Consider the following 22,442-nt stretch of genomic DNA (forward strand, 5'->3'; position numbering starts at 1 on the left):
CCTCCGCGGGCCGGCTCCCGAGCGAGCATGCACGAGAATCCGGAAGAGCAGCGCCGGCTCCTGATCGAGGAGATCCGCGTCCGCCTCGAGGCGGGCGACATGGACGCGCTCTTCGCGTTCGTGGAACCGCTGCATCCAAGCGACATGGCGGACGTGCTCGAGCACGTCGAGGAGGCCGAGCGCATGGCCCTCCTCGAACTCATCCCGGCCGCCCTCGCCTCGGACGCCCTCGCCGAGATGGAGGAGGAGGAGAGGCCGGGCGAACTGCTCGCGAGCATGGAGCCGGAGCGGATCGCCGAGATCGTCGAGGAACTCGCGGACGACGACGCGGCCGACCTCATCGGCGAACTCGACCCGGAGGAGCAGGCCCGCGTCTTCGAGTCGGTGCCGGACGAGGAGGAGCAGGAGATCCGGCAACTGCTCGAGTATCCGGAGGAGTCCGCGGGCGGGATCATGACCCGCGAGCTGTGCGCCGTGGATTCCGGGACGACGGCGGCCGCGGCGATCGAGGAGCTTCGGGCCCAGGCGGAGGAGACCGAGGATCTCTATACCGTGTTCGTCGTCGGGCGGGGGGGGCGGTTGCGCGGCGTCGTCACGCTGCCCAACCTCGTGCTCGCGTCGCCGGATACGCGCATCTCCGACCTGCTCGAGGAGCCTCCGGCCGTGGTTTCGGTGGATCTCGACCAGGAGGAGGTGGGGAGGATCCTGTCCCGCTACAACCTCGCCGCGATCGGGGTCGTCGACGACGAGGACCGGCTGGTCGGACAGATCACCTTCGACGACGTGATCGATGTCGTCGAGGCGGAGGTCACCGAGGACATCCTGCGCTTCGCCGCGGTGTCGGACGAGGAGCAGTTGCGCGGGACGACGGTCGGCGCGATCCAGAGCCGGCTGCCGTGGCTCGCGGTGAACGCGCTCACCCTGGCGGTCGCCGCGGTCGCCGTGTGGCTGTACCGGGGGACGATCGAACAGCTCGCGATCCTCGCGGCCGTGATGCCGGTGATCGCGGGGCTCGGCGGCAACGCGGGAACGCAGGCGCTCGCGGTCACGATCCGCCGCATCGCGCTCGCCGACGAACTGCCGGGAGAGCGCTGGTCCGCCGTCGTCAAGGAGCTTGTGGTGGGCCTGGTGAACGGGGTCGCGATCGGGCTGCTCGTGGCGCTCGTCTCGCTGCTTCTCCCGAATACCGGGGCCATCTTCGGACTCGTCGTGATGATCGCCACGTGGGCGAACCTCGCCGTGGCCTCCGCGCTCGGTGCATTCTTCCCGATCCTGCTCGAGCGGTTCGGCGCGGACCCCGCCGTCGCCTCGTCAGTCTTCGTCACGACTTTCACCGACCTGATCGGGTTCGTTCTGCTGCTCGGGCTCGCGACCCGGTTCCTCCTGTGAGGGCGGGGGAAGCGGAGTGAGTCCGGCGTTCGATCCGGGGCGGCTCGCCGGCCGCATCGCGGGCGGCGAGCCGCTGGCGCTGGCCCGGGGGATCTCGCACGTCGAGAACGAGAGCGACGGATTCGAGGCGCTTCTCGAGCGGCTGGACGGGCGCACCGGACGCGCGCGTCGCATCGGCATCACGGGGCCGCCAGGCGCCGGCAAGTCGACGATCACGGCGGCACTTACGCGCCATTACCTCAACCAGTCACTCAAGGTCGGGATCGTCGCCGTGGACCCGACGAGTCCGTTCACCGGCGGGGCCCTGCTCGGCGACCGCATCCGAATGGGCGAACTCTCGACCGAGCCGGGCGTCTTCATCCGCTCGATGGCGAGCCGCGGATCGCTCGGCGGTCTCGCGACCGCGACGCGGGAAGCCGCCGACCTCATGGATGCCGCCGGCTACGACCGCGTGATCCTGGAGACGCTCGGCGTGGGCCAGGCGGAACTCGACATCGCCGTCTCCGCCGACACGACCGCCGTCGTCCTCGTCCCGGAATCGGGAGATGGGGTACAGGCGATGAAGGCCGGGCTCATGGAGGTGGCGGACCTCTTCGTCATCAACAAGTCGGACCGGCCCGGCGCGGATCGGCTGGAGAAGGAGATCGCGATCATCATGTCGATCCGCTTCGCGAACCGCTCCCCGGGCGACGCGGACGGCGACGCGGACGACGTCTGGCGCATGCCGATCATGCAGACGGTCGCCTCGGAGGCCCAAGGGATCGAGGAGTTCGCGGCGCACCTGGACCGGCACTTCGACTGGCTCCGGTCGACGGGGAAACTCGAGACCCATCGGCAAACCGCCCGCCTGCGCCGCGCCCACGACGCGCTCCTCCGCCGCTCCCGCCGCGACGCGCAGCGGATCTGGCGCCGTGCCTCCCCCGAAACGCTCGATTCCGGGGCTTCCCCCTACGCGATCGCGCGCCGGCTGTACGAGGAGTTCAGGGAGACGCTACCTTGAAGGCGAGGAACGCGGGCTGATGAGCGGGACGATACAGGACGGGGCATGAGCAAGCACGGCGCGCTGAGCGATCAACTCGAGTTGTGGGAGGCGGTCTTCCGCCAGGCGCCCCAGCGCGACGACACCAGCTTCCGGAGCATCTCCGGCCGGGAGATCAAGCCGCTCTACACCCCCCTCGACGCCGGCGACACCGGTCCGGGCGGCTACCTGGACCGGCTCGGCACGCCGGGCGAGTTCCCGTTCACGCGCGGCCCGTACCATTCGATGTACCGGACGAAGCTGTGGACGATGCGGCTCTTCTCCGGCTTCGCCACCGCCCACGAGACGAACGAGCGCTACAAGTACCTCCTCCGGCGCGGACAGACGGGGCTTTCCGTCGCCTTCGACTTCCCCACCCTCATGGGGTACGACTCCGACGACCGCCGTTCCGAGGGAGAAGTGGGGAAGTGCGGCGTCGCGATCTCGAGCCTCGCCGACATGGAGACGCTCTTCGACGGGATCCCGCTCGACAAGGTCTCCGTGTCGATGACGATCAACGGGCCCGCGCTCATGCTGTACGCCTTCCTCCTCGTGACGGCGGAGAACCAGGGCGTGCCGCTCGACCGGGTCCGCGGGACGATCCAGAACGACATCCTCAAGGAATACCAGGCCCAGCACGCGTGGATCTTCCCGCCCGAGCCCGCGCTCAAGATCATCGCCGACATCTTCGAGTGGTCGGCCGACGCGGCGCCGCGCTTCAACACGATCTCGATCTCCGGCTATCACATCCGGGAGGCGGGGGCGACCGCCGCGCAGGAACTCGCCTACACGCTCAAGAACGGCTTCACCTACGTGGAGCGGGGGATCGAACGCGGGCTCGACGTGGACAGCTTCGCGCCGCGGCTCTCCTTCTTCTGGGACGTGCACAACGACTTCTTCGAGGAGATCGCGAAATTCCGCGCGGGCCGCCGCATCTGGGCCCGGCACATGCGCGACGTCTACGGGGCCCGGGATCCCCGGAGCCTGAGATTGCGGACGCACGCGCAGACGGCCGGCGTCTCCCTCACGGCGCAGCAGCCGCACAACAACATCGTCCGGGTCGCGTACCAGGCGATGGCGGCGGCGCTCGGCGGCACGCAGTCGCTGCACACGAACGCGATGGACGAGACGCTCGCGCTCCCCACGGAGGAAGCGGCGAAGATCGCCCTCCGCACGCAGCAGATCCTCGCCTACGAGACCGGCGTCCCCAACACGATCGATCCCCTCGCGGGCTCCTACTACGTCGAGTCCCTCACGGACGAACTCGAGGCGGAGGCCGAGGAGATCTTCCGCGAGATCGACGACATCGGCGGAGTCGTGTACGGGATCGAGTCCGGCTACTTCCAGGCGCAGATCGCGGCTTCGGCGCGCCGGTTCCAGGATGAGGTGGAGAAGGGGACGCAGACGATCGTGGGCGTGAACCGGTTCGAGGATGCGGAGGAGCCCCCGATCGAGATTCTGAGGATCGGGGAGGAGGCGGCCGCGAAGCAGGAGGCGCGGCTGGCGGATCTCCGCGCGCGCCGCGATTCCGGCGCCGTGGAGCGCGCGCTCGAGACGCTGGGGCGGGCCGCGCGGGAGGAGGAGAACCTGCTGCCGCCGCTGCTCGACGCGGTGCGGGCCTACGCGACGCTGGGCGAGATCCGCATCGTGCTCGAGAAGGTGTACGGACGCTTCAAGGAGCCCGTGGCCTTCTAGCTGTAGATGCCCAAGCGACGAGACCCCGCCGCCGGGACGTCGGACGAGACCTTCTTCGGGCTATCCGCCCTGCACGGGGGGCCGCCCCGGGTGCCGGGGAGGGGCGACCTCGACTTCTCTCGCGCGGTGCTCGACCAGTTGTACCGCTACCGGCCGAAGCGCGAGGCCATCGCCTATCCGCTGTGGCTCCTGACGGGTGTCTTCGGCGGCCATCGCTTCTATCTCGACCGTCCCGGAACGGGCCTCCTCATGTTCTTCACCATCGGAGGCGCGGGGCTGTGGTGGCTCGCGGACGTTCTTCTGATCCCGCGAATGGTGCGGAAGTTCAACGAAGACCAGGCACGGCGGCAGTTCCTGGGTCAGCCGCCCCGCCAGCTCGCCTTCATGCCGGCCAAGGGGGAGACGCTCCCGCCCGAGCCGTACTGGGCCGCCAAGCGGCGGACGCGCGTCCGCCTGGTGGCCGACGCGGTCGTGATGATGCTCGCCGGCGGGTCGATGGGCGCCTTCGCGCGCGGGACCGGCGTCTACGAGCCGATCATCGCCGTGCTCGCGCTCATCGCGATCACGCTGCTGGGGACACGCTGGGACGCGCTCTCCGGCCTGCCTGTGCTGCGGGGGTTCGACCGCTGGGCGCACCGTCTGCGACTCTTCTACTACACGAACGATCCCGGCGGGGCCGTGTCGCTCGCCTTCCGACAGCTGCTTGCGCTGTTCGCCCTGTTTCGCCGCCGCCGCCGTGCCGAGGCCAGGCTCTATCTGCAACTCGGCGCCTGGTTCACGATCATCTTCACCGTCTTCGACCTCATCGAGGCGGGCATCGGCGGCCCCGGAGGCTTCGATCCCGGCTCCCTGATGGTCGACTACGTCCAGACGTTCTTCGCCACCTACGCCTTCGCCGCTCCGATCGGGGCCGTCCTCAACAAACACATCCTCCTGCAGCGCAGCGACCGCGTCATCTGGGTGCTCAGCGCTATCGCCGTCGTGTTCATCCTCACGGGCGTCTTCTGACCCGGACTGCCCGGACCCGCGGCTGACGACGAACGGCCGGCATCAGGGGACGAGCGCGCGGGGGGGCTCCAGCAGGTCCTCGACGCGGAAGATCTCGCCGTCCTTCAGCACGATGCGGGCGCGGCGGAGATCCTCGATGTCCTCCAGCGGGTTGCCCTCGACGATCAGGATGTCGGCGAGGGCGCCGGCCTCGAGCGTTCCGATCTCTCCTTCCATCGCGAGTGCCTCGGCGGACACCGATGTGGCCGTGCGCAGGGCCTCGACCTCCGTGAGGCCGCCCCAGACGTAGTTCTCGACCTCGGCGATGAGGGCGGCGCCGTAGGGGATGATGGGCGAGTCGGTGCCCGCCACGACCTTGCCTCCGCCGCGCACGACGCGGGTTACGGTGCGGCCGGCGTCGGCGAGCAGCTCGTCGATGCCGCCGACGCGGCCCCTCGTGAGGGCGCGTGAGGTCATGGCCTCGGCCATCCCCTCGGGGAACACGGCCTGGAAGCGGGCGTCGGTCGTCCACGACGGGTCGTCGCCGACGGACTTCCACCAGCCGCCCATGAGGGCCATCGTCGGCGTGATCGTCATGCCGGAGGCGGTAAGGAGCTGGATCACGTCGTCGTACGTCCGGTACATCGCCGTCACCTTCGGCGAATAGCCGCGCCGGCTCGTGCCCGAGATGTGTTCGACGTGGTCCTGGCCGTGCGCGACGGCGGGATAGATCTCGTGACTCGCCACCGGAATCCCGATCCCGTGCGCGAACTCGATGATGCGGCGCTGGATGAGGTCCGGCATGCGGACGTAGGTCTTGATGAGGGAATAGCCCACGTGCTCGGCGCGGTCCAGCTCCAGCTCGAGGTTCCCGTTGGGGCCGAGGGAGCCGGCGCCCGAGTAGTAGATCCGGTTGCCGTCCATCGTGCGGCCGGTGGCGAACTCCCGCGGTCCGATGCGGCGGCCCGAGTCGATGGATTCCCGGCGCTCGGCGATCTCGTAGGGGTCGGAGGTGGGATCGCGGATCGTCGTCACCCCGTAGGCGAGAAAGGCGCGGCCCAGCGCCTCGCCCATCCCGTAGCCCATGTGCGAGTGCATGTCGACGAGGCCGGGAAGGACGGTGTGGTCTCCCGCGTCCACGACCTCGCCCCCCGCGTCGGCGACCGCGGCGAGGCGTGCGTCGCTGTGCGGGACGACGGAGACGATCCGGTTGCCCTCGACGATAATGTCCATGTCGCGGGAGATGTCGTCCGAGACGCCGTCCCACACGCGCGCCGCGTGTATGACCACGGCACCCTCCCGCGCGGGGCGTTGCCACTCCAGCCGCAGCGGAATCTCCTCGGAGCGGCCGTCGTCGAGGTGGTAGCGGCGAAGGCCGCGCGTCGACTGATAGACGATGGACCGTGAGTCGCCCGTCCACGAGATCGCGTCCGCGTGGTGGTTGGAGAGACGTGCCGGCGGCCCGCCGGGCGCGCCCTCCGCGTCGACCTCGACCATCCACAGCACGCCCTCGCTGGCGTAGGCCATGCGCCGCCCGTCCGGCGACCACACCGGCCCGTCGAGCGCCCGCACACCCATGTTCTCGTGATCGGCCGCCGTGACCCGGCGCGTCTCGCCCCCGTCCAGCGGCTGCAGGAGGATCTCGTTCCGCCCCTCCCGGAAGCGCGACGAGTACTGGGAGAGGACGGACATCGCGATCGTCCGCCCATCCGGGGAGAACGACGGCCGGCTGGGGGCGAAGAGATCATTGCGGATCGTGGTGAGTTCGCCCGTCGCGAGGTCCACGACCCGCACGGCGGCCTGCAGTCCCATGACCGAGGTGAAGACGATCCGGTCCCCCGCGGGGGAGAACACGGGGCCCACCTCGCCGCCCGGCGCGGTGGTGGCGCGCGTCTCGGTGCCGGTGGCCATGTCGCGCACCCAGATGTCGAGCGAGCCCGCCCGGTCCGAGGCGTAGGCAAGCCGCGAGCCGTCGCGCGACCACGCCGGCATCAGGTCGACGAAGGGGTCGTCCGTGAGCCGCCGGGGCGTCGCCTCGCCCGCGGCTTCCGCCTCGTCCGCCCCGTCTGCCGCGATGTCGAGTAGCCACAGGTCGCCGAGGGCGGTGAAGGCGATGAGGCGACCGTCGGGGGAGACCGCCGGGGCGACGATCCCCTGCACGGGCTCCGGCCCTCCCGCCTCGAACGAACGCCGCGCGCGCTCGTAGTCGCGCCGCGTAAACGCGAACGTGGCCTCGAAGGGGATGTCCGCCCCCTGCGTGCCGTCCGACGACACGCGCCGGATGCGGCCGTCGCCGGTGTAGGCGATCTCCACGGCGCCCGTCCCGTCCCCCATCCGGTCTCCCATCCACATGGGACGGAAGGGGAAGACGTCCGCCCCCGCTTCGGTGAGGCGCGTCGGCGTGGCGGCGCCCCCGCCTCCGGCCGCGCCGCCGCTGCCGCCCGCGCCTGCGTCGGCCACCCAGAGGCCGGTCTGGCCCTGGACGACGGCCGAGTAAGCGATCCGGCTTCCGTCCGGGCTCCACGCCGGCGAAATCGCGCCCGCGTTCCGCGCCACGACCCGGGTCGAGCCGCCGCTCTCGCGGACGATGATCGCCCCGAGGCCGCGGTCGGAGGCGTAGGCCAGCGATTCGCCATCCGGCGACCACTGCGGCGTGAACTCGTGCGTGGGCGCGTCCGTCACCCGCTGGATTCGGCCGTCGCCGGGCCCGCCCGAGACGTCGAGCGTCCAGATGTCGTAGTTGCCGGAGCGATCCGACGCGAAGACGATCGCGCCGCCATCGGGAGAGTAGGCCGGCTCCCGCTCGTCGTAGGGACCGAAGGTGTGCTGCACCGGATCGGTCCCGTCGGGCACGATCGACCAGATGTGCCAGCGCCCGTCCCGAAACGACTGGAAGACGATCCGGCTCCCGTCCGGCGCCCACTGCGGCTGCCGCGCGTCGTAGTACATGTCCGTGATCGCGCGCGCCTCGCCGCCCCCGGCGTCCATGACCCACAGCGTCCCCTGGAGATCGAGCACCATCTGGCTGCCGTCCGGGGAGACGGCCGCCGCCATGTTCGTCCCCTCGGACACCGTGACCCGCACCTCCCGATCCTGCGCATGCGCCGCCGCAGGCAGGAGCCCCAGCGCTGCGGGCAGGAGAAACCGCGCCGTCAGGGGGGCGAGGGCGCCGGACCGTCGTCGACAGGGGGGGACCGATACGTGGGACATGGGGATCTCCGTTCTCCGGGCGATGGCGTGAAGGATGATACGCCACGCGCGTCACCCCCCGGCAAGACCCCGTCAGCTGTCGCGATAGTGGCGCATGCGGGCGGCGTAGGCGAAGCCGAAGAAGTATCTGCGCAGGCCGTCCGCCGAGCCGGGGGGGACATCCGGGTCGAAGAAGAGGCGGCAGAACTCCTCGCGGGCGCGCAGGATCTCCTGGCAGCGGTGGCCGTGCCAGCGGGGGTCCGCGGCTGTCAGGTCGAATAGTTCGAGCGCCCGCGCGAGGGCGCCCTCGAACCGGCCCGTTCGCCCAGCCTCGTGGGCGCGAATCGCGCGCTCCACCTCGCTGCCGATGTTCCCGAGCCGCTCGACCAGATCGAGCTTGGCCCATCCGCCCTCGGCGGCCCGCTTGTGGAACGTGCGTCCCATTAGGTGCCTCCCCCGCTGGAGAAGGCAACGTAACCGCCGTCACCGCGAATCGCACAGCGGGTCTTGACGGGCTGTCGCTACGCTAGCGGCCGAGCGCCGTCCCGCCGCGGCGGGGGTCGGACCAGGCGGTCCAGGATCCGTCCGGCATCGCCATGATCAGTTGCAGGTCGCCGGACATGCCGCCCGTGAAGTAGGCGTCGGGCGGGCCGGGGTCGCGCTCGCGGACGGTGTGTCCCAGCGCCTCCAGCGCGCTCGCCGCGGCCCCTCCCAGTCCTCCGTATTCGTGGAAGACGAGGTCCGGGAGGTGCTGGTGGTGCACCCGCGGGGCGTGGACCGCCTGCACGACGTTCATCCCGTGGTCGACGACGTTGAAGATCGACTGCAGCACCGTCGTGATGATCGTGGCGCCGCCGGGGGTTCCGGTGACGAGGAATAGGTCGCCGTCCGCGTCCTCGACGATCGTCGGGCTCATCGCCGACAGCATGCGCTTGCCGGGGCCGATCGCGTTCCGCTCGCCCTGCACGAGGCCGAACTGGTTCGGCGTGCCGGGTTTCGAGGCGAAGTCGTCCATCGTGTTGTTGAGGAAGAACCCCGCCCCCTCCACGACGACCTTGCCACCGTACCACGAGTTGATGCTCGTCGTGACCGCGACCGCGTTCCCCTCGGCGTCGACGACCGCGTAGTGCGTCGTGTGGCTCTCGTCGAGGAAGGCGTCGATCCCGGGCGCGACCTCGGCGGAGGGGGTCGCGCGCTCCGCGGAGATCGTCTCCGCGCGGCCGTCCGCGTAGGCCTCCGAGAGGAACTGGTCGACGGGAAGCTCGACGAAGTCCGGGTCCGCGAGGTACTCGTTGCGGTCGGCGTAGGCGCGCCGGAAGGACTCGGCCATCACGTGGATCGTCTGAGGGCTGTTCCACCCCATCGCGCCCAGGTCCCAGCGCTCCAGGATGTTGGCGATCGCCGCCATGGTGAGGCCGCCCGAGGACGGCGGCGGCATCGAATGCACCGTGTAGCCGCGGTAGTCGAAGGCGACCGGGTCGCGCCACACCGTTTCGTAGCGGTCGAGATCCTCCAGCGTGATGATGCCGCCGCCGCGCTCCATCTCCTCCACGATCAGGGCGGCGGTCTCCCCCCGGTAGAAGTCGTCGGGCCCCTGGTCGCGGAGGCGCGTGAGGACGGCGGCGAGGTCCGGCTGCGAGAAGGTGTCGCCGATGCCGGGGACGGCGTCGCCCGGGAGAAAGATGCGCGCGCTGTGCGGGAAGGCGCGGATCCCCTCCTGCGCCGCGTCGAGCGTGGACACCAGCCGCGTCGTGACCTCGAACCCGTTCGCGAGGTCGATGGAGGGCTGCACGATGTCGGCCCAGGGAAGGCTGCCGAAGCGCCGGTGCGCCTCCCACAGCCCGGAGACGGTCCCGGGCACGCCCGCCGCGAGGTGACCCAGGACGGAGAGGTCGGTCACGTTGCCGTCCTCGTCCAGGTACATGTCCCGGGTGGCGGCGAGCGGCGCCTTCTCCCGGTGGTCCTGCGCGAAGACGCTGCCGTCGGCGAGGCGGACCATCATGAACCCGCCCCCGCCCAGGTTGCCTGCCTCCGGGTTCACGACGGCGAGGGCGAGTCCCGTCGCGACGGCCGCGTCCACCGCGTTGCCGCCGGCCGCGAGGATCTCCACGCCGACGCGCGACGCGTACTCGTCCGTCGATGCGACCATGCCCTCGGTGGCCGTGACGGGCGGGTCCTCGGCGGCGAACGGCCAGCCGGGCGGAAAGGCGCCGCCCGCCTCGACGAAGGCGCTGGCTGCGCCGGTGGCCGCACCCGTTTCGGTGCCGGCCCCGGTGTCGCCCGGCTGGCAGCCGCCGATGAGCAGCGGGAACGCGAGGGCCGCGACGAGCGGCAGCTGGGCTCGGCGGTGACGGAACGTCGGCCGACGGGGCCGCGTGAAATCCATGCGCTGTGCGTCGTGCATCTGAGGTCACTCCCGGGGTTGGACAACCGGTCTCGCGGCGTGCGGCGGCTATTCTGCCCCTCGGCCCGACCGGCCGGCAAGCTGCCGAGTACATTGCGGACCATGATCCAACGAACACATGCCGACGGAATCGAGCCGAGGGTGGCGGTCGGCGAACGCATCCAGGTGATGGGTAACAGCGGGTCGGGCAAGAGCACCCTCGCGGCGAGACTCGCGGAGGCGCTGGATGCGCCGTTCGTGGAGTTGGACGCGCTCAACTGGCTGCCGGGATGGATCGGCCTGAACCAGACGGACCCCGACAGGTTCGAACGCCGAATTCGAGAAGCGACCCGGGGGGAGCGATGGGTCGTCGCGGGTTCGTATGAGAGATTCTCCCGGCGGATCCTGTGGCCGCGTCTCGACAGCGTCGTCTGGCTCGACCTGCCGCTGCCGCTGCTCGTGTGGCGCTTCCTCCGCCGCTCGTGGCGACGCTCGCGGTCCGGGGAACTGGTCTGGGGGACGAACCGGGAGTGGTTCTGGCGCCACCTGCTGATCTGGCGGGACGATTCGCTGCTCGGCTGGATCATCACGCAGCACCGTCGCAAGCGACGCAACATGGCCGCGCGCGTGTCCGATCCGCGCTGGGCGCACATCCGGTTCGTGCGCCTCAAGTCCCCCCGCGAGGTCGAGGCCTTCGCCGCCTCCGTGAGCCGAAAGGTCCGCGCCGCGGATTGACCGGCATCCGATGGAAACGTTCCGGGCGGTACGGTGCCCGATGTGGCTGGACTCACAGCCATGAGATCGACGTTGAAGACCCGGGTGGCGCTCCTCGCCATTCCGTGCCGAGGCCAGTGACTACCCGTCCCCTTCGACCTCGCCGCGCAGGGCATCGATGCGGCGGGCGACGCCGCTCTCGTAGCCGGCGGGGCTGAACCCCTGTCGCTTGTACTGGATAGTCCCGGCCCCGTCCAGGTACAGAGTCGTCGGATAGCCCTGTATGTTGAAATCCAGCGCGAGTCCCTGCTCGTCGAAGAGGACCGGGAACGCGTAGCCGTTATCCTCGATCATGCGCGCCACCTCGTCGCGTGGAGATCCCGCCGTGGCGACGGTCAGGAAGACCACTTCGTCGTCTCCCTCATACTTCCCCAGCAACTCGGTGAACTGTGGGAACTCGGCCAGGCAGGGGCCGCACCAGGTGGCCCAGAACTTGAGCACGACGATCTTCCCGGTCAGGTCGGTGAGACGCCACTCGACCCCGTTCTGATCCTGGATCGCGAAGTCCGGCGCTTCGAGCTCGAGGCGGGCGCCGAGTTCCCTGCGGACGCGCTCTTCCTCGACCACGGGGCGGCGCACGGCGAGTTGCTGGTCGATGGTCCCGGCGATCGCGTCGGGGGACAGACCAGTGGCAGCGGCGGCCTCCTCGGCCAGCGACCGCAAGGCGGATCCGCCGAAGGCGATCGCGTCGACGAAGGCGGTGAGCGCCTCCTGCGGCCGGTCCGCGCGGAGGAGGTGCCGTCCGTACTCTCCCAGCGTCGACGTCCGTCGCGACCGGGTCGCCAGAGCCTGGAGCAGTTCGCCTGCGGCCTCGATCTCGCCGAGTTGGGTGAGCGCGCGGGCCTGGAGGACGCGGGCGCGGTCGATCTCCAGTTGCCGCGCCCTCTCACGCTCATCGCCCCGGTAACCGGCGAACAGGTACCCCGGCCGGTCCGCCCGAAGAGCTTCCTCCAGGCGGACGGCTTCCTCGAGGACGGCCCGGGGCTCGACTCCGAAGTAGAGGAGGGATCTGAGTGCCTCGAGGTGTCCGCCGGACTCCCAGGCAAACCGCCAAACGAGCACATCCATGGCCGCGTCGAACAACTGTTCCGCCACCGGCGCGTCGAGCGCTGGCCCCGGAGGCTCACTCGCCACGGTCACCATGCGGGTCACGGTTCGGGGTGTCGGCGCGTCCCCGGGCAGGGAAGCGAGCGCCCGGCGCAGCACGGCTTGGCTCCGGAGGGTGACCCAGGCGCCGCGGTACGCGAGACTCGGCCTCTCCATTCCCCGTTCCACCAACTCGAGCGCTGCCTCCGGCGCCCCCTCGTCGGATGACCCGAGCCGGTTCTGGACCTCGATCAACAGGCGCCAGTACCGCAGTCCGTCGGCGAGAGCGCCGCGGTCGGGCGCCGACTCCAGACGTTCGAGCCAGCGTTCCGCCTCGGCCTGGCTGCCGAGCATGTCGTAGCCGGCCGCGAGTCGGTAGAGGATCGGGGCCTCCGGCTCGGCGTCTCCGCCGGCGTCGGCTTCATGTCGGGACGCGAGTTCATCGAGCGCCGTCGCGATCGAGTCCCGCACCGCCTCGCTGCGGTCGCCTCCCTCCAGATCCGCGAGCGCGATCCGCAGGCTGCCGATCTGGTGGCGCACGACCTCATCGTCCGGACTCGCGGCCAGGCGCTCCGCCAGGATGCCGCCGTACGTCTCAAGCGATCCGAGGGCCTGCGCCGCAAGCCGGGCGTGGTCGTATATGTCGGGTCGCCGGCTTGCACTGCGAAGCGCCTCGGGCAGCACCTGCAGCAGCTTCTCGGTGTACCTGCGATCGGTCTCGAAGACGCCCGCCCCCGACAGCGTGAAGATGTAGCTGTCCCAGGCCCCGGCGTCTCCGGGGTCGAGTTCGAGGACGCGCTCCCAGGCCGCCACGGCTTCCGGAAAGAGCATGAAATAGGTGGCGAGCGTCGCGTACGGGAGATGTGCTTCGGTGTCGTCCGGAGTGAGGGTGCGAGCTGAATCGTACCGGACCATCGCCCGCTCGAAGCGAATCGCGCCAACGTCCGCGGCTGCGTCCGACATCAGTTCGGAGGGTGACCGTCCGTCGGCGCATCCCGCCAGGATCGCCAGGGCTGCCCACGGCATGATCGACCGAAGTCTCATCGTCCTGCTCCTTTGCCACCGGCTGGGCTCCCGCAGTCATCAGCTCCAAGGGAGAACCCACTACCGTCCCTACGAGCCGACGAAGGCGGAAGTTCCCGCACGGGTCCAGCGACCCGATTCACCAGATCGCTTCGCCCAACCATGCGGTCCACCATAGAATGGCCGCCATGACTTCGGCCGAACTCACGATCGATCGTTCGACGGCTCCCCCGCGCCTCCGCTACGGAGAGCGGTTCAACGCGGCTTCCTGGTACATCGACCGGCACGTGGTCGAGGGACGGGGCGACAGGGTCGCCATCGAACAGGCCGGAACGCGGGTCACCTACGGCCAACTGGCGCGGCGGGTGGGGCAGACGGGAAACGCGCTCCTCGGGCTCGGGCTCGCGCCGGGCGACCGCATGCTCATGGTCGTGAAGGATTGTCCGGAGTTCTTCCATTTCTTCTGGGGGGCGATCAAGGCGGGGATCGTGCCCGTGCCGGTGAGCTATCTCGTGCGGGCGAAGGATCTCGCGTTCGTCATCGCCGACTCGGAGTGCCGGGCCGTCGTCTACTCGCCGGAGTTCGCGGCGGAGGTCGTGCCGGGGCTGGCTGCGGCCCGGACGGGAGCCCGCGGTCTCGCGCTCGAGGCGGAGGGCGGGGTGCTCGACGACCTGGACGCGGCTTCCGTCGAACTGGAAGCGCCGCCGGCGCGGCCCGAGGACATCGCGTTCTGGCTCTACTCTTCGGGCACCACGGGCCGTCCAAAGGGAGTGCCGCACCGCCACCGGGACATGCCCGCCACCTGCGAGCACTACGCGGTGGGGATCCTCGGGCTGAGCGAGGAGGACCGCTGCTACTCCGCGGCGAAGCTCTTCTTCGCGTACGGACTCGGGAACGCGATGACCTTCCCGCTGTGGGTGGGCGGCACCGCGATCCTCGACGAGCGGCGTCCGACCCCCGCGACGACGTTCGAGACGATCGAGACGCTGCGTCCCACCGCGTACTTCGGTGTGCCGACGCTGTACGCGGCCCAGCTACAGGCGCTGGATCACGCGGAGGCGGCCGCGCCCGATCCGGGTTCGCTCAGACTCTGCGTGTCGGCCGGCGAGGCGCTGCCCCCGGACCTCTTCCGCCGCTGGAAGGCCGCCACCGGACTCGAGATCCTCGACGGGATCGGCTCCACCGAGGCGCTCCACATCTTCATCTCCAACGCGCCGGGCGAGGTGAAGCCCGGGAGCACGGGCCGCGTCGTCCCCGGCTACGAGGCGCGGATCGTGGGGGAGGACGGCGCCGAGGCGGGTCCCGGCGAGGCGGGCCAACTCGAGATCCGCGGCGACTCGACGACCCCCGGCTACTGGAACCGTCCGGAACTCGAGGGAAGGACGATCGTCGACGGCTGGCTCCGCACCGGCGACCAGTACGTGCGCGACGCCGAAGGCTGGTTCCACTACCAGGGCCGCGCCGACGACATGATCAAGGTGGGTGGGATCTGGTGCTCCCCGTTCGACATCGAGGCCCGTCTCACGGAACATCCCTCGGTGCTGGAGGCGGCGGTCGTGGGCCGCGAGGACGCCCACGGCCTCGTGAAGCCGGAGGCGCACGTGGTGCTGTCGGAGCCGCTCCGGGAGACGGCGGGCGCGCCGTCCGCCGCCGACGCGCTACGGGCGGAACTCGTCGCGCATTGCCGGGAGGGTCTCCCGCGCTATATGTACCCGCGCTGGATCCGGTTCGTCGCCGAACTCCCGAAGACGGCGACAGGGAAGATCCAGCGGTTCCGACTGCGCTCGTCATCCCTTCCGCGGTGACCCGGCTGGCGGATCCGTCGTCAACAGGTTGAGAATCCGCTCGACCGGATCACATCCGCCGAGGAGAAGTCATGTTCGAACGTCGCCGTGCCGCGGTCGTCGCGGTGCTCGCGGGCGCCCTGCTCTGGAGCGGGTGTTCGATGCTCTTCATGCGAAGACCGCCCAAGGGCGAGGGACCGGTGGCGGCGGGCGACTGCACCCGCAGCCAAGCCGCGCCCGTCATCGATGGCGTTGTCGGAGTGGGCCACCTGGGACAAGCTGCGGGAATCTGGGGCGCATCGCGCGATGAGTTCGACTCGGACGAGCAATACGACGGGTACCTTATCGGCTCCGCCATCCTGTCGGGCGCCTTCGTCGCCTCCACGATCCACGGTTTCGTGTGGAGCGAAGATTGTCGGAGCCGCAACACGCTGAGCGAGCAGGCGATCCGCGACCATCTCCGCGTCCTGGCGTCGCAGCAACGGAGCGACCGCTGAAGAAGACACTTGTCTCGACCGTGTTCATCGCCCTGGCGGCCGCGCCGCTTGCGGGTCAGGTGACCGTCGGCCTCAGGGGCGGCATCGGCACCGCGACCCTGTCCCGGGACATGCCGCGAGTGGAACAAGGAGAAGGAGAGGGATCCCGATTCGGGGTCGTATCGGGAATCGACGTGGGGATTCCTCTGGGCGGCGCCGTGGACCTGCGCGTCGGCATGGGGCTGGCCCAGAAGGGCGGCGGCGCGGACACACCGCCGTGGATCACCGCGGGCAGGGCGTTCGTCGATGCGACCACCGAACTGGACTACCTGCAATTGTCCGCACTCTTCCGCGCGAGCACCGACGCCGAGCGGGGGCTTCTCAACGTCGGCGTCCTCGCCGGGCCCTACATGGCCGTCAACCATTCGTGCGGCATCGCGCTGACGACGTACTTTCCTCTGCCCGGATCGGGGCATTATCGGTCCTCCAGCGCGCGGTTACCCCGGAGAACGGAAACGTCATGCGACGGAGACGACGGCGCCAACTTCGGGACCGCCGACTTCGGACTGGCCTTCGGGACGGGGGTCGAAGTAAGGCTGGGCGATTCGATTAGCCTGGCCTTCGATGTGATCTACGCCATCGGTCTTACCGGTATCGACGACGACGGAACCAGGAACCGTCACCTCGCCCTCCAGAGCGGGCTGGTGTTCGCGACACGTTGAGGGTCAGACGCCGGCTCGCCGCTCCAGCACGCAGTACCGGTACAGCTTGAGCGTCTCGCGCCAGTCCTCCGGGTACTCCGCCACCATCCGACCCAGCCCGTACTCCTCCGCCAGCTCCGCGAACGTGCCCGACTCCGCGACCTCGAACGGCGTCTCCCGCTCGAATACGGCGAGGTCCGGGAAGCCCGTGGGGAACGAGGCGTTCATCGCCCGCTCCACTCCCTCGAGCCGCTTGAGGTCCTCGTCCGTGTCGAACTCGCGGCGCTGCAGGTCCACCGAGAAGTAGTCGAAGGCGATGCGGAGCGACGACATCGCACCCGCGAGCCGGTTCAGGAACGGCATGATGCTCTCGGGGGGCAGGTACATCGTGTTGCCCTCCCAGACCATCAGGGTGGGCGCCGCCGGGTCGAAGCCGAGGTCGGCCAGGTCGCCCGGAACGTCCGCCTCCAGGTAGTTGGCGAAGAGCGACGGCGGCTGCTCGACCCCGTTGTCCGACAGGATATGGCGCTTGAACTCCAGGACCGCCTTCTGGTCCACCTCGAAGAAGGCCGCGCCCGCGTTGCGGTAGTGATGCGCGCGCATGTCGAAGCCGCCCCCCAGCAGCACGACCTGGCGGGCCCCGTCCTCGATCCCGTGCTCCACGAACCGGTTGAAGTAGCGGGTGCGGAACCGGACCATCGTCGTCGAGGGCGGGAACGCCGCGTCCAGTTGCCGGGCGGCCGTGCGCGCCCGGTCGTTCGAGAACCACGGGGCGTAGGGATCGTTGAAGAGCGGATGCGGCTTCTCGGGCTCCAGTGCCCGGATGGACGCGATGACGAAGGCCGTCGCACCGATTTCGTTGATATCGATCATGGGTCGAGAGAACCTGGGATGTGTGAGAGTCGAGGATGCGGTCGAGGCGGACCTCGCTGTCGAAAACATAGTACAAGGGGAGGAAGATACCTCAACAGCGCCCCCGCCGGTGTCCCGCGAAGTTGATGATCGGACGCCAACCGCGAAGAATGGGGGTCCGAGAGCCGCCGGCCCGCTCCGTGGTCGGCCGCCCGCGTACGCATCGCAATGGAGGGAGACGCCATGTCCGCAGGACGTAAATCCGCGCAAGCCGCCATCCACGCCGTGGCCCTGGTCCTCGCGCTGGCAGCCGCGCCGCTCGCCGCGCAGACGACCATCGGCGTGCGGGCCGGAATCGGTCCCGCGAGTCTGCCCGGGGCCGACCTGGAGACCCGGGGCGCCGCCGCGTTCGACGAACCCAGAGACGGAATCGTGGCGGGGATCGACGCGGGGATCCCGCTGAGCGGCGGGCTGGGCGTGCGCATCGGCCTCGGGCTGGCCCAGAAGGGCGGCGCCGTGAAGGTGCCGCCGTCGATCACGGCGAGCCGGCTCCTCACCGAGTCGATGGCCGAGATCGACTACCTGCAGTTCTCCGCGCTCTTTCGCGCGGGCACCGCCACCGAGGAAGGGCGCCTCAACTTCGGCTTCCTCGCCGGGCCCTACGTGGCCTTCAACCTCTCGTGCCAGGTGGCGGTGATCTCCGTCGAGCCTGGGCCCATCCGCCCCGAGGTCCCTCCGGGGACCCCCAGCCGCGTCACCGCGGCGCGGACCGGCGGTGCGGGGCGGACGGCGAGCGCGCAGGACGCGGAAGTGGCCTGCGGGGAGGGTGGCGTCAGCGAGGTCAAGTCAACCGACTTCGGAGTCGCGCTCGGCGGCGGGTTCCAGGTGAGACTGACCGATTCGCTCGACCTTGCGTTCGACGTGATCTACGCCCGGGGTCTCTCCGAGATCGACGATGAGGGGAAGAAGACCAGCCACGTCGTCCTCCAGGGCGGCCTCGTGTTCGCCATCGGCTGAGCCCGCTTCGCCCGGGTCACCGCCTGACGACGACCACGTACTCCCGTTCGATCACCCGGTGGAACCGCTGGGGCAGCCGCGCCCAGTCCCTCGCCTCGACGAGGAACGGGATCGTGGATTCCCGCACCGCCTCTTCAAAGTCCAGCAGTTGGTCGGCGGGGATGTCCTCGAGCCCCGGTCCGCGCAGCACCAGATCGAGGTCGCTTCCCTCGTGGCCGAGTCCGCTCACGCGGCTGCCGTACGCCCACACCTCGACATCCGGCAGGTGCTCCCGGAGCAGCGCTTCGAGCACCCGCCGGTGCCTTGCGGACAGGTTCACGCGGTCAGGCATCGTCAGCCCGGTCGATCATGTCGGCGAGCGCCCTGGCGTCGACGATGAAATCCGGCAACAGCTTCAGCGTGGCCTCCGCGAAGTCCTCGCCGTAGTCGTGCGCCGTTTCGTTACGGTTGTCCCGGTAGTGCAGCCAACGTTCGACCGCTTCGCAGTCCACGAGGTCGTGGCGGGCCGCGTGGCGGAACAGATCCTTGAAGTGCAGGCGGTCCGCCTGGCGGTTGCTTGCGAACCACGCGGCGAGCCGCTTCCGCAGCAGCTTTCCGCTCTGCTCGAGTACGAGTTCGAATTCCTTGACGCAGGCGGCGCGGTAGATGTCGTACATGACATCGTCGCGATCCTCCTGCGTTTCGATTCCCTCAACCGCCCGCTCCAGCGAAGCGATGCAGCGGCGCAGGAAGGTGGTGTCGATGCTCACGTCGCGCCGCTATCGGTTTTGGTGCCTGCCATCGTCGTCGTCGGTTCCACCGTGTGTCGCCCCGGACCGCCCCCCGGTCCTGGGTTGCCGCCAAGATACGATATGCGCCGTACCCCGGTAACGTGTTCGGCAAGAGGCCGGGGATTCGCGCCGTTCAGGCCTTGGGGCCTTTCTCCAGCAGGTCTTGGAGGAGCCATAGGCAAGCGACGCACAGCAGGACGCCGACGAGGGCGGTGTAGCGTCCCCGGCCCGACCCGAACCAGGCCAGCGCTCCACCCAGCAGCGCCCCGGCGATGCTGGCGCCGAACGCGATGCGGTACCATTTCGGCCAGTACTTCGGCTGGAACCTGTGCGACCATCTGCCCATGGCGCTCACGCCCTGCGTGGCGAACTTCTCCGGCCAGCCGTCCCTGGAGAGATCGGGCGCCGTGTCGGGATCAAAGCCCTCGGTGATCGCGCCGTCGTTCTCGTTCATTGACCGTCCCCGCGCGTTTCGTTTTCGTTGAAGTCCGTTCACGATGAATGTTGCTACAGAAATTCAGTCAAGAACGTTCCCGAGCGGAGAGCGTGTGTACACAACCTGCATCTTCTGCAAGAAGCCCCTCCCCTCGAACGAGGTAGTGGAGGAGTTCCCGGTCGGACGGCGGCTCGCGTTCGATCCGGCGAAGGGGCGGCTGTGGGTGGTGTGCCGGAAATGCGGTCGATGGAACCTGACTCCGCTCGAGGAGCGCTGGGAGGCGATCGAAACCTGCGAGCGGATCTTCCGCGACGCAGGCATGCGCGCCTCGACGGAGAACATCGGGATCGCGCGCCACCGGGAAGGGCTGGACCTGGTGCGGATCGGGGAGCCCCCGCGAGACGAGTTTGCGGCCTGGCGGTACGGAGACCAGTTCGGGACGCGGATGCGCCGTGCCGGCGTCGTGGGCCTCGCCAGCGGCGTGACCATGCTTGCGGCGATGCAGCTTTCGTTGCCGGTCGTCGGCACGTTGGGGTTCGCGGCCGTGTGTCCGTACCTCGCGTGGACCCACCTTCGCCCGATGGCCAAGGTTCGGGTCGGCGGCAAGGCCGGCGCAGACGGCCCCGTTCGCCCGGAGAGCGTCGCGAAGTTCAGGTTCTCCGACGTCAACTCGATTCGCATGCTGCCGGGCGATAGCGCCTCCGGCTTCCGCGTGGAGATCGACCGGGGACTGCGGAGGGCCTGGTTCAAGGGCGAAGACGCCCGCCGCGTGGCCACCGCCATCGTTCCCCTGGTGAACCGTGAGGGCGGCACCCGCAACACCGTCCGGCGCGCCGTGGACGCCATCGAATCAAGCGGGCACCCCACCCGTTTCATCGCGGATGTGGTCAACAGGAAACACAGCGGGCTGACGGGCCGGACGGGGTACGTCCGCGCCATGCCGAAGCCCATGCGGCTCGCAGTGGAGATGTCCCTCCATGAGGAGCAGGAGCGCCGTGCGCTCGAAGGCGAACTCTGGATCCTGGAACAGGCGTGGAGGGAAGCGGAGGAGATCGCCGCCATCGCCGACAGGCTCCTCCTCCCGGCCCACGCCGACGAGTTCTTCGAGCGACACGGCGGCGAGGGTCCTGACATCGCGCCAGATCGTACCCGCAAGGGTCGCGCGCCATGACGCTGCCGGGCAGGCACTATCCTCTTGACACTCTGCGCGGGGATCTTTTCGGCGGGGTGACTTCGGCGGTGGTCGCACTGCCGGTTGCACTCGCCTTTGGAGTTGCGACCGGGCTTGGTGCGGCGGCCGGCCTCTACGGAGCGATCGGCGTCGGCTTCTTTGCGGCAGTCTTCGGCGGGACCCGTACCCAGATATCCGGCCCGACCGGTCCCATGACGATCACCATGGCCGTGGTGCTGACCACCCACGCGTCGACCGTCGGAGAGGCCTTTGCCATCGTCGTGCTGGGCGGCTTGCTGCAAGTGCTGCTGGGCGTGCTCAGGGTGGGACGATACGTCATCTATACCCCGTATGCGGTGATCTCGGGGTTCATGTCGGGCGTCGGGCTGATCATCATGCTCATGCAGGCTCTCCCGTTCCTGGGGTTGCCGCCGGTTGGCGGAGGTGCCGCGGCGATCCTCCGCGCGTTGCCCGACGGGCTCGCCAACCTGAACCCGAGCGCGCTGGCGCTGGCGCTGGTCGCTCTGGCCGCCGCCGTGTTCTGGCCCCGTCGTCTGGCGAAGTACATGCCGGGTCTTCTGGTCGCGCTCGTGGCCGGAACGGTGCTGAGCGTGCTGTGGCTCACGGATGTGTCCGTGATCGGCGAGGTGCCCTCCGCGCTGCCCGGTGTTCAGGTCGAAGCGCCCGGAGTCCTGTTCCTGGCGGGTGCAGTGCAGCCGGCTCTCATCCTCGCGCTGCTCGGCTCCGTGGACAGCTTGCTGACCTCCCTTGTCGCCGACTCCATAAGCGGTACGCGTCACAATCCGGACCGTGAACTGGTGGGCCAGGGGATCGGCAACATGGTCTCGGGAGTGTTCGGGGGCCTGCCTGGAGCGGGCGCCACGATGGGCACCGTGACCAATACGAGGGCGGGTGGCACGACGCGGGTATCGGGCGCGTTGTGCGCGCTCCTCATTCTCGGGATGCTGCTGGGATTCGGAGCGGTCGTCGAACCGGTTCCGCATGCCGTGCTCGCGGGCATCGTGATGAAGGTGGGCTGGGACATCATCGACTGGCCGCTCCTTACGCGCATTCATCGCATTCCGCGGGCGCAACTCATCGTCATGCTGTTGACGCTGGGCCTGACGGTGTTCGTCGACCTGGTGACGGCAGTGGCCTTCGGGCTGATCACTGCGGGGATGGTGCACGCCCGGCAACTCGAGAAGCTGGAACTCGACAGCGTGGTCTCGGTGCCGATTCTGGACCAGGTTTTCTTCGCGGCTCATCCGGAGGCACAGGGAATCGACGCCTACTCCGCCCGCGTCGGGTTCGTCAGCCTGAAGGGGAACTTCACCGTAGCGTCCTCGCAGAAGCTGTACGGCGTGATCGGAGAGGACCTCAAGGACCATGAAGTCGTGATCTTCGACTTCAAAGACGCCGCATACATCGACGACAGCGCCGCGATGACGATCAGTCGCCTCATCATCACCGCAGGCAAGCAGGACACCGAGTGCATTGCGATGGGATTGTCAGGTCCGGTGGCCAAGACGTTGCGAGCGCTCAACACACTGCGCGACGTGCCGAAGGACCAGGTGGTGGAGACGATCGACGAAGCGCGCAAGGTCGCCCTGCGGTTGCTCATCGAGCGACACGGAGGACCTGAGGAGGACGCTCGCCAGACGATCCCGCCGCGATCGCCGTGAACCGCACGC

The 22,442-nt window shown here is 69.4% G+C and carries 19 protein-coding genes; 11 read left to right on the top strand and 8 right to left on the bottom strand.

Annotated features, from left to right (window positions below; all coding sequences use genetic code 11):
• Positions 1–27 precede the first annotated feature (27 nt).
• Genes mgtE through ACQY5G_RS09575 form a run of 4 tightly spaced genes read left to right on the top strand, consistent with a single transcriptional unit; the run spans position 28 to position 5,110 of the window.
• A complete protein-coding gene (gene mgtE, locus ACQY5G_RS09560; RefSeq protein WP_428273406.1) occupies positions 28–1,389 on the top strand; it encodes a magnesium transporter in 1,362 nt (453 codons plus the stop codon).
• Positions 1,390–1,405: 16 nt separating this feature from the next.
• A complete protein-coding gene (gene meaB, locus ACQY5G_RS09565; RefSeq protein WP_428273408.1) occupies positions 1,406–2,389 on the top strand; it encodes a methylmalonyl Co-A mutase-associated GTPase MeaB in 984 nt (327 codons plus the stop codon).
• Positions 2,390–2,434: 45 nt separating this feature from the next.
• Positions 2,435–4,102: an acyl-CoA mutase large subunit family protein gene (locus tag ACQY5G_RS09570; RefSeq protein WP_428273410.1), complete on the top strand. Its 1,668-nt coding sequence runs from the start codon at positions 2,435–2,437 to the stop codon at positions 4,100–4,102.
• A 6-nt stretch (positions 4,103–4,108) separates the two neighbouring features.
• Positions 4,109–5,110, top strand: a complete 1,002-nt coding sequence (locus ACQY5G_RS09575; RefSeq protein ID WP_428273412.1) for a TM2 domain-containing protein — start codon at positions 4,109–4,111, stop codon at positions 5,108–5,110.
• A gap of 42 nt (positions 5,111–5,152) precedes the next feature.
• Here ACQY5G_RS09575 and ACQY5G_RS09580 read toward each other — a convergent pair whose 3' ends face one another.
• From ACQY5G_RS09580 to ggt, 3 genes are all read right to left on the bottom strand, one after another.
• Positions 5,153–8,299, bottom strand: coding sequence for an amidohydrolase family protein (locus ACQY5G_RS09580; RefSeq protein WP_428273414.1), 3,147 nt, complete (start codon positions 8,297–8,299; stop codon positions 5,153–5,155).
• Positions 8,300–8,371: 72 nt separating this feature from the next.
• Positions 8,372–8,722 carry a hypothetical protein gene (locus tag ACQY5G_RS09585; RefSeq protein ID WP_428273416.1) on the bottom strand — a complete coding sequence of 117 codons (351 nt, stop codon included), beginning with the start codon at positions 8,720–8,722 and terminating at the stop codon, positions 8,372–8,374.
• Between the two features lie 82 nt (positions 8,723–8,804).
• Positions 8,805–10,682: a gamma-glutamyltransferase gene (gene ggt, locus ACQY5G_RS09590; RefSeq protein ID WP_428273418.1), complete on the bottom strand. Its 1,878-nt coding sequence runs from the start codon at positions 10,680–10,682 to the stop codon at positions 8,805–8,807.
• Positions 10,683–10,784: 102 nt separating this feature from the next.
• On the opposite strand from ggt, the gene ACQY5G_RS09595 reads away from it, so the two are divergent.
• Complete coding sequence (locus ACQY5G_RS09595) at positions 10,785–11,396, top strand: adenylate kinase (protein ID WP_428273420.1); 612 nt, start codon at positions 10,785–10,787, stop codon at positions 11,394–11,396.
• A 120-nt stretch (positions 11,397–11,516) separates the two neighbouring features.
• Here the strand turns inward: ACQY5G_RS09595 and ACQY5G_RS09600 are convergent, their stop codons facing one another.
• On the bottom strand, positions 11,517–13,565 hold the full coding sequence (locus ACQY5G_RS09600) for a redoxin domain-containing protein (RefSeq protein ID WP_428273422.1): 2,049 nt from the start codon (positions 13,563–13,565) through the stop codon (positions 11,517–11,519).
• A 167-nt stretch (positions 13,566–13,732) separates the two neighbouring features.
• Here ACQY5G_RS09600 and ACQY5G_RS09605 point away from each other — a divergent pair, with 167 nt between their 5' ends.
• The 3 genes from ACQY5G_RS09605 (at position 13,733) to ACQY5G_RS09615 (ending at position 16,526) form a co-directional block, all read left to right on the top strand.
• Positions 13,733–15,349 (top strand): benzoate-CoA ligase family protein, encoded by a 1,617-nt coding sequence (locus tag ACQY5G_RS09605; protein ID WP_428273424.1) that lies wholly within the window; start codon positions 13,733–13,735, stop codon positions 15,347–15,349.
• Positions 15,350–15,420: 71 nt separating this feature from the next.
• On the top strand, positions 15,421–15,825 hold the full coding sequence (locus ACQY5G_RS09610) for a hypothetical protein (protein WP_428273426.1): 405 nt from the start codon (positions 15,421–15,423) through the stop codon (positions 15,823–15,825).
• A gap of 20 nt (positions 15,826–15,845) precedes the next feature.
• Positions 15,846–16,526 carry an outer membrane beta-barrel protein gene (locus ACQY5G_RS09615; protein ID WP_428273428.1) on the top strand — a complete coding sequence of 227 codons (681 nt, stop codon included), beginning with the start codon at positions 15,846–15,848 and terminating at the stop codon, positions 16,524–16,526.
• A gap of 3 nt (positions 16,527–16,529) precedes the next feature.
• Here the strand turns inward: ACQY5G_RS09615 and ACQY5G_RS09620 are convergent, their stop codons facing one another.
• Positions 16,530–17,378 carry a class I SAM-dependent methyltransferase gene (locus ACQY5G_RS09620; RefSeq protein ID WP_428273430.1) on the bottom strand — a complete coding sequence of 283 codons (849 nt, stop codon included), beginning with the start codon at positions 17,376–17,378 and terminating at the stop codon, positions 16,530–16,532.
• Positions 17,379–17,600: 222 nt separating this feature from the next.
• Here ACQY5G_RS09620 and ACQY5G_RS09625 point away from each other — a divergent pair, with 222 nt between their 5' ends.
• Positions 17,601–18,374 carry an outer membrane beta-barrel protein gene (locus ACQY5G_RS09625; protein WP_428273432.1) on the top strand — a complete coding sequence of 258 codons (774 nt, stop codon included), beginning with the start codon at positions 17,601–17,603 and terminating at the stop codon, positions 18,372–18,374.
• A 16-nt stretch (positions 18,375–18,390) separates the two neighbouring features.
• Here ACQY5G_RS09625 and ACQY5G_RS09630 read toward each other — a convergent pair whose 3' ends face one another.
• From ACQY5G_RS09630 to ACQY5G_RS09640, 3 genes are all read right to left on the bottom strand, one after another.
• A complete protein-coding gene (locus ACQY5G_RS09630; RefSeq protein WP_428273434.1) occupies positions 18,391–18,705 on the bottom strand; it encodes a nucleotidyltransferase domain-containing protein in 315 nt (104 codons plus the stop codon).
• Complete coding sequence (locus tag ACQY5G_RS09635; protein ID WP_428273436.1) at positions 18,698–19,123, bottom strand: nucleotidyltransferase substrate binding protein; 426 nt, start codon at positions 19,121–19,123, stop codon at positions 18,698–18,700. Before ACQY5G_RS09635 ends, ACQY5G_RS09630 begins: the two co-directional genes overlap by 8 nt.
• 154 nt (positions 19,124–19,277) lie before the next feature.
• The gene (locus tag ACQY5G_RS09640) at positions 19,278–19,598 is read right to left on the bottom strand and encodes a hypothetical protein (protein ID WP_428273438.1); all 321 of its coding nucleotides are present in this window, start codon (positions 19,596–19,598) and stop codon (positions 19,278–19,280) included.
• A gap of 94 nt (positions 19,599–19,692) precedes the next feature.
• On the opposite strand from ACQY5G_RS09640, the gene ACQY5G_RS09645 reads away from it, so the two are divergent.
• Together ACQY5G_RS09645 and ACQY5G_RS09650 are read left to right on the top strand one after the other, a co-directional pair.
• The gene (locus ACQY5G_RS09645) at positions 19,693–20,751 is read left to right on the top strand and encodes a hypothetical protein (protein ID WP_428273439.1); all 1,059 of its coding nucleotides are present in this window, start codon (positions 19,693–19,695) and stop codon (positions 20,749–20,751) included.
• A complete protein-coding gene (locus ACQY5G_RS09650; RefSeq protein WP_428273440.1) occupies positions 20,748–22,433 on the top strand; it encodes a SulP family inorganic anion transporter in 1,686 nt (561 codons plus the stop codon). The genes ACQY5G_RS09645 and ACQY5G_RS09650 overlap by 4 nt, the downstream gene beginning before the upstream one ends.
• The last annotated feature ends 9 nt before the right edge of the window (positions 22,434–22,442 follow it).

Origin of the sequence: Candidatus Palauibacter sp., from assembly GCF_965261555.1 — a bacterium.
Taxonomy (GTDB): Bacteria; Gemmatimonadota; Gemmatimonadetes; order Palauibacterales; family Palauibacteraceae; genus Palauibacter.

What these genes read in the sequence shown, in the direction of transcription:
- ggt (WP_428273418.1), bottom strand. Translation starts at nt 10,682, where the DNA reads ATGCACGACGCACAGCGCATGGATTTCACGCGGCCCCGTCGGCCGACG.
- ACQY5G_RS09585 (WP_428273416.1), bottom strand. Translation starts at nt 8,722, where the DNA reads ATGGGACGCACGTTCCACAAGCGGGCCGCCGAGGGCGGATGGGCCAAG.
- ACQY5G_RS09575 (WP_428273412.1), top strand. Translation starts at nt 4,109, where the DNA reads ATGCCCAAGCGACGAGACCCCGCCGCCGGGACGTCGGACGAGACCTTC.
- ACQY5G_RS09570 (WP_428273410.1), top strand. Translation starts at nt 2,435, where the DNA reads ATGAGCAAGCACGGCGCGCTGAGCGATCAACTCGAGTTGTGGGAGGCG.
- mgtE (WP_428273406.1), top strand. Translation starts at nt 28, where the DNA reads ATGCACGAGAATCCGGAAGAGCAGCGCCGGCTCCTGATCGAGGAGATC.
- ACQY5G_RS09650 (WP_428273440.1), top strand. Translation starts at nt 20,748, where the DNA reads ATGACGCTGCCGGGCAGGCACTATCCTCTTGACACTCTGCGCGGGGAT.
- ACQY5G_RS09610 (WP_428273426.1), top strand. Translation starts at nt 15,421, where the DNA reads ATGTTCGAACGTCGCCGTGCCGCGGTCGTCGCGGTGCTCGCGGGCGCC.
- ACQY5G_RS09580 (WP_428273414.1), bottom strand. Translation starts at nt 8,299, where the DNA reads ATGTCCCACGTATCGGTCCCCCCCTGTCGACGACGGTCCGGCGCCCTC.
- ACQY5G_RS09620 (WP_428273430.1), bottom strand. Translation starts at nt 17,378, where the DNA reads ATGATCGATATCAACGAAATCGGTGCGACGGCCTTCGTCATCGCGTCC.
- ACQY5G_RS09600 (WP_428273422.1), bottom strand. Translation starts at nt 13,565, where the DNA reads ATGAGACTTCGGTCGATCATGCCGTGGGCAGCCCTGGCGATCCTGGCG.
- ACQY5G_RS09595 (WP_428273420.1), top strand. Translation starts at nt 10,785, where the DNA reads ATGATCCAACGAACACATGCCGACGGAATCGAGCCGAGGGTGGCGGTC.
- ACQY5G_RS09605 (WP_428273424.1), top strand. Translation starts at nt 13,733, where the DNA reads ATGACTTCGGCCGAACTCACGATCGATCGTTCGACGGCTCCCCCGCGC.
- ACQY5G_RS09630 (WP_428273434.1), bottom strand. Translation starts at nt 18,705, where the DNA reads ATGCCTGACCGCGTGAACCTGTCCGCAAGGCACCGGCGGGTGCTCGAA.
- ACQY5G_RS09640 (WP_428273438.1), bottom strand. Translation starts at nt 19,598, where the DNA reads ATGAACGAGAACGACGGCGCGATCACCGAGGGCTTTGATCCCGACACG.
- ACQY5G_RS09625 (WP_428273432.1), top strand. Translation starts at nt 17,601, where the DNA reads ATGTCCGCAGGACGTAAATCCGCGCAAGCCGCCATCCACGCCGTGGCC.